A 14,179-nucleotide genomic window follows, 5' to 3' on the forward strand; every position below is an offset into this window, starting at 1 on the left:
TTTCTGCCCCCTTAGCGCAAGCTGGCCAGATACTCGGCAAAGTCATCACGCAAGTCCGCGTGCTTGAGCCCAAGGGCGACCTGTGCCATCAGATAACCGAGTTTGGAGCCACAGTCATAGCGCTTGCCCCTGACGCGACATGCCAACAGTCTTTCTTCCTGCATCAACGCCGCAATACCATCGGTCAGTTGTATTTCACCGCCAGCGCCAGCGCGAACTTGTGCCAGATGATGAAAGATCCTGGGGGTAAGGATGTAACGGCCAACCACAGCCAAGGTGGACACGGCCTCCTGTGGGCTGGGCTTTTCGATGATACCGTTGACCCGTTCGACATTCGCCGCCAATGGGCTGCTACTGACGATGCCATAGCGGTCCGTCTGGTCACGTGGCACATCCTGCACCCCAAGGACGGAGGACTCATAGTCGTTGAACACATCCACCATCTGCTTGATGGCACCCGGGGAGCCGTCGATCAGGTCATCCGCCAGAATGACGGCAAAGGGGTCATCTTGCACCACAGGCTGGGCGCAAAGTACCGCATGACCCAAACCCAAAGCCTCAGACTGCCGGATGTAAATGCAATTCACCGACTTCGGTATGACATCCTGCACCGCTCGCAGCAACTCAAGCTTGCCACGGACAGTCAGCTCCGCTTCCACTTCATAAGCCGTATCGAAATGGTCTTCGATCGCGCGCTTGTTGCGGCCTGTAATAAAGACCATATCGGTAATGCCGGCAGCAACGGCCTCCTCGACCGCGTACTGGATCAGCGGCTTGTCCACCACCGGCATCATTTCCTTCGGACTGGCCTTGGTAGCAGGCAGAAAACGACTGCCGAACCCGGCAACCGGGAACACCGCTTTTGAGATTTTCATTTTTTCCCGCTCCAGGCCGCGACCGGCACTTTGTATGCATTTACCTACTTCGTTTCATCCTGTTTCTACTCCGCTTTACCTTTCCGACGATCGATTCGGTTGACCCTTGCGGCGGTTCACAACATGCAGGTCTACCCACGGATACCTGACCCAAGGTACACCGCTTTGAAGTACCGGATACATCTATCAGACGCAGGGTCTCCAAGCCCGTACATCGACGCGGCAGAAAGCACAACGCCGCGATCCCAACCATGGGTCGCGGCGTTGTTTTCGCTTGCCAGCGCTACTTCAGACACCAGACGTGATACACGCCATCCTTGACCACCGAACCCTCAACTTCCTTCTCGAAGCCGGGGAACAATCTGCCCCACTCCTGCATGGCCCGCATATAGCTCAACCAGGGTTCGGCCTGGCTGCCAAAGCTCTCGCCCGGCATGACGATAGGAATGCCCGGCGGGTAGGGAATGACCCCCACTGCCGAAATGCGATTGGCCAACTGGTCCAGCGGCAGCAGTTCAACATCGCCCGCCATCAGTTTCTGGAAAGCCAGCCGCGGCAGCACTCGGGGCTCGGGCAGGCTGCTGAAGGCATGTGCCTGCCATTTATCCATATGGTTCTGCTTCATCGCCGCGAACATACGCTCGGAAAGGTCACGCAGGCCCAGCTTGCCGTACTGGGTTGGCGCCGTCGCGACCAGGTCAGGCAAGGCCTGGTTCAGCGGCACGTTGCGATCGTACTGGCGCTTGAACTCCAGCAGCACGTTGATCAGCGTCGCCCACTTGCCCTTGGTGATGCCCATGGAGAACAGGCACAGCACCATGAAATCCGTCGTGCGCGAGGGGATGATGCCGTGGCGATAAAGGAAGGCGGACAGCACCGCCGCCGGGACACCCTGTGCCTCCAGCTCGCCATCCATGCCCATGCCGGGACATACGATGCCCGCCTTGATCGGGTCCAGCAGGCACCAGCCGGGTTCGATGTCGCCAAAGCCATGCCAGGCTTCGCCGGGCTTGAGCACCCAGCAATCCGGGTCGCGCGCCAGCAGCTCGCGTGGGGCATCGGCAAACGGTACGCGGTTGCCGGTGGCCGGGTCGGTCACCTCGGGCGTATTCCAGGGCGAGAAGAACCATTCTCCACGCGCAGCCAGGTCACGATGCGCCCGCGCCAGGGCCTGGCGGAAGTCCACGGCTTCGTCGATGACTTCCTGGGTCAGGGTCTCGCCGCGCGGACCATCCATCATGGCAGCGCCGACCTCGTTCGAGGCAATGATGGCGTACAGCGGCGAAGTCGAGGCCTGCAGCATGTAGGACTCATTGAACCGGCTATGCTCGATCGGATGCTTGCCGTTGCGGATATGGATATACGAAGCCTGCGACAAGGCGGCGAGCAGCTTGTGGGTGGACTGGGTCGAGAACACCGTCGGCCCATCGGCCGGGTGGCTGGCCGGATCACCACGCATTGCATAGCGCTTCCGGTACATCGGATTGAAGCGCGCGTAGCCGTACCAGGCCTCGTCGAAGTGGATCATGTCCACGCTCTGCGCGAGGAGATCCTGGGCATGCTCGGCATCGATGCACATGCCGTCATAGGTACAGTTGGTGACCACCGCATAGACCGGTTTGTCATGCTTGGCCAGGGACTTCAAGGGATGGCTGCTGATCTTGTCGCGAATGGCAGCGGGGCTGAACTGGGCAGGCGGAATAGGGCCGATGATGCCGTAGCGGTTGCGGGTGGGGGTGAAAAACACCGGGACACCACCGGTCATGACCAGGCCTTGCTCGATGGATTTGTGGCAGTTGCGATCACATAACGCAAACTCCCCCTCCCCCACCGTAGCCGCCATGATGGTGCGGTTGGACCCGGAGGTGCCATTGAGCACCGAATAGCTCTGGTGCGCACCGAACACCTGAGCGGCGTAGCGCTCTGCCTCGCCGATCGGGCCACTATGATCGAGCAGCGAGCCGAGCGAGGCACGCTCGATGCCGGAATCCACCCGGAACAGGTTTTCGCCGAAGAAATCGAAGAACTCGCGGCCGACTGCCGTCTTGGTAAAGGCGACCCCGCCCTGGTGGCCAGGGGCCGCCCAGGAGTATTCGCGGGTATTACGGGCGTAGTCGATCATCGCCTTGGTGAACGGGGGCATCAGCTCGTCGAGGTAGCGACGGATCGCCACCTCGGCCCGACCGCCGACAAACGAGGCCGTGTCCTCCTGCATCCAGACAAACTCATTGGCCAGCTCCATGGCCTCCACCGTCAGCGAATGCTGCGCGGCATGCTCGGCCATCAAAAATACCGGCAGGCGCGCATTGCGGCGGCGGATCTCGCGCAGCAGCCCCATGGCCTGTTCGTGCGAGGCGCGATTGTTGTCGCCCAGTGTCCAGTCGAGAAACACGCAGTGAATAGCTGCGTCGGACACCACCGCGGCATAGCCGTCCTCGAAGGTGGCAGCCTGGATCACGTCATAGCCGCGCTCGTTCAGTTCGATCAACAGATCACGGATCGCCCGGCAATCAGTGGTGGTGCCAGTGGCGACGTCGTCGTCAACGATCAGCACCTTGCGCTTCATGGACTTGTTGTTGCGTTCCAGCATGGGTGCATCCTCTTACTTGGTATCGGCAACCGGTAGCGGGAAAGCCGCCTGATGGGTCCGGTTGTAGTTGATCGCATACATCACCGCCGTCGCCAGCACCACGGCGAAAGACCACGTGACCTGGGTCGGATCGGAGCCGACGATGGCCCACAGCGAATAAGCAAAGGCGACCACGGTGATGAAATGGTAGAAGCGCCGCTGCTCACCAAGATGACCATGGCCCATGAGCATCAGTGCCGCACAGGTGTAGATATAAGGCACCAAGGTGAAGATGACGGTGACCGAGGACACAATGCCGAACTGCTTGCTGGCATTGGGGGAGATGGTAGTGAGTTGGAAGGCTGTCATCAGCAGCCCGACGATGATCAGCCCTGCAACCGGCGTACCCCGCTTGTCGGCCTTGCCGAATATGGGTGGAAACAGCCCGTCATCGGCCGCCGCCTTGGCGGTCTGCCCAGCAACCAGGGTCCAGCCACCGAGCGAACCCAGGCAGCCCGCTGCAGCGCAGAACACCACTATTGCACCACCGATATCCCCGAGTGCGAGGCGCGCGGCATCGCCGAACGGCGAGGCCGATACCTTGAGGGCAGCATTGGGGATCATCCCCATGATGGCCGTGGTGGACAGCACATAGGACACCGCCGCGATCAGCACGCCGCCGATGGTAGCGATAGGCACGTTGCGCTTGGGGTTCTCGACCACCGCCGCCGCGACTGAGGCGGTCTCCACGCCGATAAAGGACCACAGCGTCACGTTGAGCGTGCTCTGTACGGCGCCGAAATCACTCAGGCCGCTGACGTTCCAGGCGGCCATATAGGTGGACTCCTTGAACCAGAACCAGCCAAATATCGCCACGCCGAGAATGGGTATCAGCGCCAGCACCGTGGTCACCGATTGCACCTTGGTGATCATGCGTGGCCCCAGGATATTGAGGAAGACAAACAACCACAGCACCGCAATACAGGTTGCCGTCAGCACCAGCGGTTGGTGCAGGATGGGGAAGAAGTAGGCAAGGTAGCCCACCCCTACAACGACCATGGCGATATTGCCTATCCAGGCAGAGAGCCAGTAGATGAGATTGGTCTGGTAACCGGCAAAAGGACCGAAAGCACGCCGGGCATAGGCGTAGGAACCGCCGGGACTCGGGTCGATCGCGGAAATCTTCGCGTAGACCAGGGAGAGTGCCACCGCACCGGCGATCGTCACCAGCCAGCCGTAGATGGCAATACCACCCGTGGCGGCGAGATTGGCCGGCAGCATGAATACGCCCGACCCCATGATATTGCCCGCCACCATCAGCATGACGGGGATCAGTCCGACCTTGTGCCCGTTTGCACTCTCGCTCATAACCTGCCCTCCGCTCGTCGATTGCATTACCAAGGGCGGGATTGTTCTGTACAGCCGGCCCGCCACGCCTTGCTCATTATTGGCGAACCTTGCCAGCATGCCTATCCTTCAGGCCTGGGATATCCAGTTATATTGATCTTCGGCAAATCCATCAGCCTTGACGCTTGCCCTATACAATTCCCTTTAAAGTGATGGTAACTGCCAGGCGGAGGCCGGTTGAGGTCGGCTGTAGAGATAACCCTGCATGATCTCGCAACCCAATTCGCGAAGGCAATCTGACTGGGCCTGGGTCTCTACCCCCTCGGCCACCAGCTCCATACCGAGCGCCTGCCCAAGGGCAATGATGGTTTTGATGATGGTCAAGTCACTCGTATCCTCCAGCATGTCTCGTACAAACGACTGGTCGATCTTGAGCGTATCGAGCGGGAATCGCTTGAGATAGGCAAGACTGGAATACCCGGTGCCAAAGTCGTCGATGGAGATGGACACACCTAATGCCTTGAGCGCCGTCAGTGTCTCACGAGCCAGATCCGCATCCAGCATCAGCGTGCCTTCGGTAATCTCCAGTTCGAGTAAATGGGCCGGCAGGCCGCTGTCGGTCAGTGTCGCAGACACCAGATCAGGGAAATTGCCGGCGGCAAATTGCGCTGCAGCGATATTGACCGAGGTCTTGAGCGAATGTCCTGACAGATGCCAGGCTGCAGCCTGATGGCAAGCTGCCTGCAAAACCATCTTGCCTAGCGGCACGATCAAGCCGGTCTCTTCCGCCAGCGGGATGAACTGCGCGGGCGACACCAGCTTGCCCTCGTCGTTGTACATCCGAACCAAAGCTTCCATGCCAACCAGTTTGCCGTCGCTCGCCTGCACCTTACCCTGATAGAAGACGTCAAACCGACGCTCTTCCAGCGCCTTGCGCAGATGCTGATCCAGCAGGTGCCGGCTCTGCACCATGTCTTCGAGCTCGGCCGAAAAGAAGCGATAGCGGTTACGTCCCTCCTGCTTGGCGCGATACATGGCGACATCGGCATGTCGCATCAAGGTTTCCTGGTCGCGGCTGTCATCGGGATAAACACTGATGCCCAGGCTCAAACCAAGATTGAACCGGCTGCCATCGACATCAAACGGCTCCTCCATCGCGCTCAGCAACTTGCCCGCAGTAGTACCCGCATCGTCGATGGCAATCAGCTCAGGCATCAGTACCGCAAACTCGTCCCCCCCCAATCGGCTCAGCGTATCGTTGGCACGCAGCACCGCTTTGAAACGTTGTGCCACCTGCTGCAATAGCTCATCACCCGCAGCGTGGCCGATGGTCTCGTTGATGAACTTGAAGTGATCAAGGTCCAGCAACAACATGGCCACATGGGTATGGCCCCAGTCGGCTACCTGGAAGGACTGGGCGATACGGTCCTGCAACAGCACCCGGTTGGGTAGATCGGTTAGTGGATCATGATGGGCAAGATGACTCATCTTGACCGCCAGCGCTCTTGAAACACTGGCGTCACGAAAGACCGTGATCGCGCCACTGATCTCACCCTGATGATTCCGTATGGGCGCTGCGGAATTTTCAACCGCATGCTCTCTACCGGACTGAGCCAGTAGGTTGCTGTCCAGTGCAAGACCAACGATGCGCTGCTCCTTGAGCGCCAACATGACCGGATTGCGCAGTACCGAATGGCTCGTTGCATCTCGTAAGCGCATGATCTGTTCAATCGGCTGGCCGACCGCTTCACGGGCACGCCAGCCCGTCATCTGCTCTGCAATCGGGTTCATAAAGGTCACGATGCCCTCGGTATCCGTCGCAATGACCGCGTCGCCGATCGAATTGAGCGTGACCCGCATACGCTCCTTTTCGTCGCTCAACGCCATCTCAGCCAGCTTGCGGTCACTGATGTCGGTCATCAGCGTCAAGAAGCCACGGCCCGTACCTTCAATGGCATGTGGCACCAGCGACACCTGGGCGTAGCTTGGCTGTCCGTTACGCGGCGGTAATTCAAGCTCGAGTGTGCTTTCTTCACCAGCGACAGCTTGTTCGACATGGCTGCGTAGTTGCTGAAAAGCCAGCCCGCCAACAATCGCAGCCAAGGGCAGACCCACCATGTGGGAGGCAGGGATGCCAAACCAATAGCCTTCCTCGTCATTGCAGAAACGGTTTTCCATGTCCCCCCCCCAGAATGCGACGAACGCAGGAAGGTAATGGACCAGTTCGCGAAGATCATGCTGGGCCTTGGCCAGCGCATCCCGCTGGGATTTGAGCGTAAGTTGATTCTGAACCCGCAGGCGGCAGATTGATCGATTGATCGGCTTGGAGAGAAAGTCGCTTCCACCTAGTGCCAATGACTGTGACTCATAGGCCTCGTCTTCATGCGCTGTGACAAAGATGACGGAGCAATCCTGCGTACTAGGCAGCGCCCTGAGCGAACGGAAGACCTCGTAACCGTCCATGCCGGGCATTTCGATATCGAGCAACACCAGGTCGGGGTGTTCCTTGCGGGCGACCTGCAAGGCATCAGCGCCGCTGGTGGCGAACAGGAGTACGCCCATGCCTTCCAGCGCGCTACCCATGAGCTTGATGTTGGCGACCACGTCGTCAACGATCAATATCACCGGCCGCCTAGATTCCGGGAGATTGATAAACAAGGCGCTTCCTCGCTCCAAAGTAACCCCGACCCGAGAGCCGGCAGGCACTACGTGCTTTTCATTTGTTCTAACTGCTTGATAGCACTGGAATGCGCTTTTCACCATGAAAAACATGATGATCGTCGTGCAACACCCCTATCGCCTACTACTTATCGTTATAAGAAATATCGGCGAATCGGCTTTGATGCAAGGCTGTCTTGGTCTACCTTGGAGTGAGGGTAGAACCAGCCTGAGGGCTACCTCTCGTAGTCATGCCAGCGTCGGCTGAATTGCCACTCCTGATAAGACTGCGCGCCAAAATCAATATCCAGGCAGACCACCCGATACGGGTTGATGAGGTAGGGGAAGCCTGATGCAATCGGAGGAACAAGCGCGGTCCTGGCTTTCCAGCAGGGCTGGACAGCGTTATCTGCTTTGCGGTGGCATTTATGCCCTGCTGGCGCTGCTATGTGTTTATCTGGCCCGCCAGCATGACAACATCGCCACACTCTGGTTTGCCAATGCCTGGTTGACGGTATGTCTGCTACTTAACCCTCTTCGTCGTTGGCCAGGTATGCTGGCCGCAGCTGCAGCCGGCAATCTCACAGCCAACCTGGTAATGGGCGACGCACTGTCGCAGTCTGCATCCTTCCTCCCTGCAAACCTGCTCGAATCCTTGTTTGCAGCCACACTGCTGAACCGTGTCGGGCAATGGCAGCAGTTCGCTCATTCACCCAGGGAGATGCTGAGGCTATTGCTGCTTGGGGGTGTCCTTCCTGCCGCGCTGGGTGCCTGCCTTGGGGCAAGCACCATCGCGCTACATGGATTTGCCGACTTCGACATGGTTTGGCCGCGATGGTTTGCCGGCTCGGCCATAGGTACCTGCAGCATCCTGCCGCTGGCTCTCCTGGTGTCCCAGGATCGGAATTCAATCCGTACCCTATTTGGCACGGCATCACTCGGCCTGGTGTTACTCACCGTTTTGCTCGATGTCATTGCCCTGCGCTGGCTACCCTACCCGTTCATCTACGTGACAATTTCGATCACCCTCGCAGCTGCCCTCTACGGAACGGCCGGAGCCGCATTACCCGTGCTCGCCAGCGCACTGACCTGCGGCACCATGATCGCGTTTGGCTACTTTGTACCACCGAACCAAGGCACTGCCTGGTCCATTCTGCTGATCTATATCCCCCTGCTACTCACGGTGATTCCACCCTTGATACTAGGGGCCATTACCCAGCAAAGCCGGGATCATGAACAGGCGATGAAATTGAGTGAGAACCAGTTTCGCAGCGCCTTCCAGACCGCAGCGAACGGAATCGGCCTCGTGTCCCTTAGTGGCAAGTGGCTTATGGTCAATCGCGCACTGTGCGGAATCATCGGTTACGACGAAGAAGAATTGCTCAATACCCATTTTCAGGCACTCACACATCCCGATGATCTGGCGACCGAGATGGCCTGCGTACAGCAGCTACTGGATGGCAAGCTCAATACCTACCAGATCGAGAAACGCTATATCCATAAAAATGGCCACGTGGTCTGGGTCTTGCTCAGCCGATCCATCGTTCGCAACGATGCCGGGCAACCGGTACATTTTGTCTCTCAGACACAAGACATCAGCGAGGCAAAGCGCACGGCCAATGCCATGTCGGAACTCAACGACCGACTGGCACGGGAGGTGGCCCTCTCAGAGCAAAGAAGAAACGAGATTGATGCCATGTTTACCTTGGCACCAGGTGCACTGCTGGTCGTGGACCAGGATGGCCGTATCGTCAGGGCCAATGAATCGGCCCACGAAATGTTCCAGTATGACAAAGGCACGCTGCACGGCGAACTGATCGAGGCGCTGATACCTGAAGGTGAACGCCGCAACCACATTGCCAAGCGCACCGACTTCATTTCCGACGACTCAGCGCGGCCAAGATTCATGAGCCCCAATCGGGATTTTGCCGCGAGACGGTATGATGGTAGTCAATTCCCAGCGGAGGTAGCCATTGGCCCCATCCTGGTGGAGGGAAAGCGCGGCGCAATTGCCTTTGTACTGGACGTGTCGGAACGGCGTCGCCATCAAACCGCTTTGGAGGAGGCAAAGTCTGTCGCAGAGGCGGCGAGCCGATCCAAGAGCGAGTTCGTGGCCAATATGAGCCATGAGATACGCACGCCGATGAATGCCATTCTCGGCATGGTGCAGTTGCTGCAACAGACGGAAATGACCTATCGGCAAGCCGACTATGTCGACAAGACTGATTCAGCGGCGCGAGCACTCTTGGGCATCCTTGACGACATCCTCGATTTCTCCAAGATAGAGGCCGGCAAGCTTGTGCTCGATTCGCACGGGTTTGACGTCGATAAGATGATGCGTAGCATAGGCATCATCCTGTCAGCCAATGTCGGCAAAAAAGACATCGAGATTCTGTTTGATATTGACGCCAGGATTCCTCGCATGCTGCGCGGTGACGCGTTGAGGTTGCAACAAATACTAATCAATCTGGGCGGCAATGCCATCAAGTTCACCGAACGTGGTGAAATCGTCCTCGCGATACGCCTGCTCAGCCAAGATAACGATGTATTGACCCTACATTTCAGCGTCCGTGATACCGGCATTGGTATCGCCCCCGAACATAGTTCCCATATTTTTGAGGGCTTTTCTCAAGCAGAGGCTTCTACCACACGACGCTTTGGCGGTACCGGGCTTGGACTGGCCATCAGCCAACGCCTCGTCAGTATGATGGGCGGCCAACTGTCACTAGATAGCACGCTGGGCGTTGGCAGCACGTTCTACTTCACCCTACCCTTGCAACTGAGCGATGAGCCCCCACCAACCGACGACAGAGACAGTGCTTCGCTACGCGATATCCGTGTCCTGATCGTCGACGACAATGCCAGTGCACGGGATGTCATTGCCAGCATCGTACTGAGCCTGGGCTGGCAGCCAACACTGGTCAACAGCGGCGCAGAAGCACTGCGATTGCTTCAGGATCATCCCAGCGTAGAGCCTTTTGAGATCATCTTCATCGACTGGCGGATGCCCGATATGGATGGCTGGGAGACGAGCTTGCGTATCCGTCAGATGGCACGCAACGGCGTCCCGCCCTTGATCGTCATGGTGACCGTGCAGGGTAAGGAAATGTTGGCGCAGAGAATGGCCGAGGAGCAGGCGCTGCTTGACGGATTCCTGGTTAAGCCCATCACGGCTTCCATGCTATTTGACGCCGTCATCGACGCCAAGGCCAGCCATGGCAAACTGCCTCCCCCACCACGCAAAAAAGCCATCAGCCAGCAACGCTTGCTGGGTATGCACTTGCTGGTTGTCGAGGACAATCTCACCAACCAGCAAGTAGCCAGGGAACTGCTAAGTAACGAAGGCGCGCAGGTTGCCGTTGCCAGCGGCGGGCAAGCAGGCATCGATGCGATACGAAACGCCGTTTTCCCGTTTGACGGCGTACTGATGGATATCCAGATGCCGGATATGGATGGCTATGCTGCGACCCGCTTCATTCGGGAAGAACTAGGATTGCAGAAGCTACCCATTATCGCCATGACGGCCAATGCCATGGCGTCTGATCGGGAAGCCTGCCTGGCCGCCGGCATGAACGAACACGTCGGCAAACCTTTTGACATTAACCAGTTGGTCGAAGTCATCCTTCGCCACGCCCAACTGCCTGAGCAAGCCCCGGTAAGGCCCGAAACATCGATGGAAAGCTATGCAGAATCGGTGCTGCTGCAAGCAAGCCAGGGAGGATTGAATGTCAAGGTGGCCTTGGATCGGTTTGGCGGCCATCTACATATCTACCGCAATGCCCTGCGCAACTATCTGGCAGAAGCTGACATGCTGACCATGCAGTTAGACCAGCATGTGACCATCAACCAGATAGACGACGTATGTCGCACCTTACATAGCCTGAAGGGCCTGACGGCGACGATAGGCGCAGAACATCTCTCCAGCCAGATCAAACAGCTTGAACAACATATCCGGCTCGCTCAATCCTGTGATTCGCATCGCGATGCAATTGTCCAGACCCAAAAAGCACTATTTCAATTGCAGCAAACGGTTGAGATGCTGAACGTCGCCTCGTCATCGACTTCTTCATACCTTGAACCAGACAGTGGCTTACTCCAGTTCGACGATTTGCGTGAGCACCTGACGCAACTGTCCATGCAACTCGAAACCACCAACCTTAGCGCGATCAATCATTTCGCCGATATCCAGCCGAGTCTTAACGCCCAGTGGCCGTTGGAATGCGAACAATTGGCGCATAGCATCAACCGGCTCGACTTCAAGTCGGCGCTGAGTGTATGTGAAGGATTAAGGGAACGGCTCGCCGTTCAATCTTCTTGAACATCGCATCAAGCCCCATCCATACGCTGGTCGAGAAGAAAACTTCCGTCCACCTGACAGTCTAAAGTTGAAATACGGATGCAAAGTGCGGAGAACCCTGCATCCCGGTGGGTTAGGCACCCACCATCCTCACAGGAGGACACATCGTGAAAACCGCCCGGCAGTTCCTGAAGGAAAAATCCGATCCGGCACTCTATGCCGTCACGCCCAGCACCACGGTGTACCAGGCGCTGCAACTGATGGCCGATGCTGATATCGGGGCGGTACTGGTCATGGAGGGAGAAGCGCTGGTTGGTATCTTCTCGGAGCGGGACTATGCCCGCAAGATCGTTCTGGAGGGCAAGTCCTCGGCCGGAACGCCGGTGGAAGGTGTCATGACTCGCAAGGTGGCCTATGCGGCGCCCAGCCATACGCTGGAACAATGCATGGCGCTGATGGCTGGCAACCGGGTACGGCATCTGCCGGTCATGGAGAGCCATACGGTGATGGGGGTGTTGTCGATTTCGGAGTTGGTCAGGGAGCAGATTGCGGACCAGCGGTTCGTCATCGAGCAACTGGAACATTACATCCACGATATTCGTTAGCTATCGTTGCGGCATTCGCCACCCATCCGCATTTCCGCGCGCCCGGTGGCCGGAGAGCAAAATCCAATGCTCCCCGGACAAGCGCTGAGCTCACGGCGATCTCCAGCGCCTTATCTGGCGAGGGAGTTCCATAACTAGCCGCATGACGGCTACCTGGCTTCTGAACTCAATCAGAGGCCCAGTTCACTGAGGCTAGGGTGATCGTCTGGCCTGCGGCCCAGCGGCCAGAAGAACTTGCGGTCGCTTTCCTTGATCGGCAGGTCGTTGATGCTGGCGTGGCGGGCGCGCATTAGGCCGTACTCGTCGAATTCCCAGTTCTCGTTGCCATAAGAGCGGTACCAGTTGCCCGCATCGTCGTGCCACTCGTAGGCAAAACGGACGGCGATACGGTTACCGTCGTGGGCCCACAGTTCCTTGATCAGGCGATAGTCCAGCTCCCGAGCCCATTTGCGCTGGAGCAGCGCGACAATCCCGGCGCGGCCGGTGAGGAATTCGGCACGGTTACGCCAGCGGCTGTCTTCGGTGTAGGCCAGGGAAACCCGTTCCGGATCACGGCTGTTCCAGGCGTCCTCAGCGAGGCGGGCTTTCTGGGCGGCGGTCTCATGCGTGAATGGTGGTAGGGGTGGGCGGGCGGCTTGGCTCATGATGGGTGCTCCTGGCGGTGGATTGGCATCCGTGCGATGCGATGTGTCCGCATTGTGAGCAGAACACTTCGGCCCTAGAATCACCGTCGGCTGCAATTCATCATTCCGATCAAAGGAACAATATGGACCGGATGCACCTGATGCAGGTGTTGGTCGCCGTCGTGGATAGCGGCGGCTTTGCTGCAGCAGCCCGCAAGCTCGGCTCCTCACCACCTGCGGTGACCCGCGCCGTGGCAGAACTGGAGGCCCGGCTGGGCGCCCGCTTGCTGACGCGTACGACCAGGACAGTCCGGGTGACCGAGATCGGCGCGCGGTATGTGGAAGACTGCCGCCGCATCCTGGCGGCCGCCGACGAAGCCGACGAGGCCGCCACCGGCCAGCACGGCACGCCGCGAGGCCGGCTGATGTTGACGGCACCGGTCCTGTTCGGGCGCCTGCATGTCACCCATATCGTGACGGACTACCTGCGGCTCTATCCTGGCATGAACGTCAATTGCTGGTTCCTGGATCGGATCGTGCAGATGGTGGAGGAAGGGATTGATGTCGCCGTCCGTATCGGCACCCTGCCCGACTCCTCCCTGCAGGCCATCCCGGTCGGCAACGTGCGACGACTGATCTGTGCCTCGCCCGCCTATCTGGCCGAGCACGGCACACCGCAGACGCCGGAGGAACTCAAGCGCCATACGCTGATCTTTGCCGGCGGTGTCTCTCCCACGCCGGAGTGGCCTTTCCTGATCGGAGGCAGTGTTCGCAATTTCAAGTTCGACCCACGACTGACAACGACCACCAACGATGCCGCGCTGGCTGCCGCGCTCACCGGCTTCGGCCTGACCAGCCTGCTTTCCTATCAGGTGGCCGAGCAGCTGCAGAATGGCAGCCTGGTGCGGGTACTGGCGGATTTCGAATCCACGCTGATTCCCGTACACGTGGTACACCGTGAAGGACGGCATGCGGTACAGAAGGTCAGAAGCTTCATCGACCTGGCGGTCGAACGCCTGCGCGCCAATCCGGCGCTACGATGATGGATGCCTGACTACCTCCATTTGTTCGGCATGTCGTTCGCCGTGGCAGCCACCTTCGCCCCGACAGGTAAACGGCAATTGAGGTAGCCCGCAAGAATCGCTAAGCTCGTCCCCTGATGGAACGGTCGGCATGGGTGCCGACCGTCTTTGTTTTGCCCTTTC

8 protein-coding genes are annotated in these 14,179 nt (G+C 58.6%); 3 read left to right on the top strand and 5 right to left on the bottom strand.

Annotation, left to right across the window (positions count from 1 at the left end; all coding sequences use genetic code 11):
* Nucleotides 1–11 precede the first annotated feature (11 nt).
* The 4 genes from galU to ACYVHK_RS09185 form a co-directional block, all read right to left on the bottom strand.
* Nucleotides 12–875: a UTP--glucose-1-phosphate uridylyltransferase gene (galU, locus tag ACYVHK_RS09170; RefSeq protein ID WP_460530241.1), complete on the bottom strand. Its 864-nt coding sequence runs from the start codon at nucleotides 873–875 to the stop codon at nucleotides 12–14.
* Nucleotides 876–1,158: 283 nt separating this feature from the next.
* Nucleotides 1,159–3,465 (bottom strand): Orn/Lys/Arg family decarboxylase, encoded by a 2,307-nt coding sequence (locus tag ACYVHK_RS09175; protein WP_460530244.1) that lies wholly within the window; start codon nucleotides 3,463–3,465, stop codon nucleotides 1,159–1,161.
* Between the two features lie 12 nt (nucleotides 3,466–3,477).
* Entirely contained in the window at nucleotides 3,478–4,812 is a 1,335-nt protein-coding gene (adiC, locus tag ACYVHK_RS09180; protein ID WP_460530248.1) for an arginine/agmatine antiporter, read from the bottom strand.
* A gap of 183 nt (nucleotides 4,813–4,995) precedes the next feature.
* Nucleotides 4,996–7,449, bottom strand: a complete 2,454-nt coding sequence (locus tag ACYVHK_RS09185) for a two-component system response regulator (protein WP_460530251.1) — start codon at nucleotides 7,447–7,449, stop codon at nucleotides 4,996–4,998.
* 352 nt (nucleotides 7,450–7,801) lie between these two features.
* Here ACYVHK_RS09185 and ACYVHK_RS09190 point away from each other — a divergent pair, with 352 nt between their 5' ends.
* Both ACYVHK_RS09190 and ACYVHK_RS09195 read left to right on the top strand, forming a co-directional pair.
* Nucleotides 7,802–11,767 carry a PAS domain S-box protein gene (locus tag ACYVHK_RS09190; protein ID WP_460530254.1) on the top strand — a complete coding sequence of 1,322 codons (3,966 nt, stop codon included), beginning with the start codon at nucleotides 7,802–7,804 and terminating at the stop codon, nucleotides 11,765–11,767.
* A 146-nt stretch (nucleotides 11,768–11,913) separates the two neighbouring features.
* Complete coding sequence (locus ACYVHK_RS09195) at nucleotides 11,914–12,351, top strand: CBS domain-containing protein (RefSeq protein ID WP_460530257.1); 438 nt, start codon at nucleotides 11,914–11,916, stop codon at nucleotides 12,349–12,351.
* Between the two features lie 170 nt (nucleotides 12,352–12,521).
* On the opposite strand, the gene ACYVHK_RS09200 is transcribed toward ACYVHK_RS09195, so the two are convergent.
* Nucleotides 12,522–12,995 (bottom strand): nuclear transport factor 2 family protein, encoded by a 474-nt coding sequence (locus ACYVHK_RS09200; RefSeq protein WP_460530260.1) that lies wholly within the window; start codon nucleotides 12,993–12,995, stop codon nucleotides 12,522–12,524.
* A 122-nt stretch (nucleotides 12,996–13,117) separates the two neighbouring features.
* Here ACYVHK_RS09200 and ACYVHK_RS09205 point away from each other — a divergent pair, with 122 nt between their 5' ends.
* On the top strand, nucleotides 13,118–14,017 hold the full coding sequence (locus ACYVHK_RS09205; RefSeq protein ID WP_460530263.1) for a LysR family transcriptional regulator: 900 nt from the start codon (nucleotides 13,118–13,120) through the stop codon (nucleotides 14,015–14,017).
* Nucleotides 14,018–14,179 lie beyond the last annotated feature (162 nt).

The sequence above is a fragment of the Chitinimonas naiadis genome, assembly GCF_054780835.1.

Excerpts from the sequence above, each read along its gene's own strand:
- galU (WP_460530241.1), bottom strand. The coding sequence starts at position 875 with ATGAAAATCTCAAAAGCGGTGTTCCCGGTTGCCGGGTTCGGCAGTCGT.
- ACYVHK_RS09175 (WP_460530244.1), bottom strand. The coding sequence starts at position 3,465 with ATGCTGGAACGCAACAACAAGTCCATGAAGCGCAAGGTGCTGATCGTT.
- adiC (WP_460530248.1), bottom strand. The coding sequence starts at position 4,812 with ATGAGCGAGAGTGCAAACGGGCACAAGGTCGGACTGATCCCCGTCATG.
- ACYVHK_RS09190 (WP_460530254.1), top strand. The coding sequence starts at position 7,802 with ATGCAATCGGAGGAACAAGCGCGGTCCTGGCTTTCCAGCAGGGCTGGA.
- ACYVHK_RS09200 (WP_460530260.1), bottom strand. The coding sequence starts at position 12,995 with ATGAGCCAAGCCGCCCGCCCACCCCTACCACCATTCACGCATGAGACC.
- ACYVHK_RS09205 (WP_460530263.1), top strand. The coding sequence starts at position 13,118 with ATGGACCGGATGCACCTGATGCAGGTGTTGGTCGCCGTCGTGGATAGC.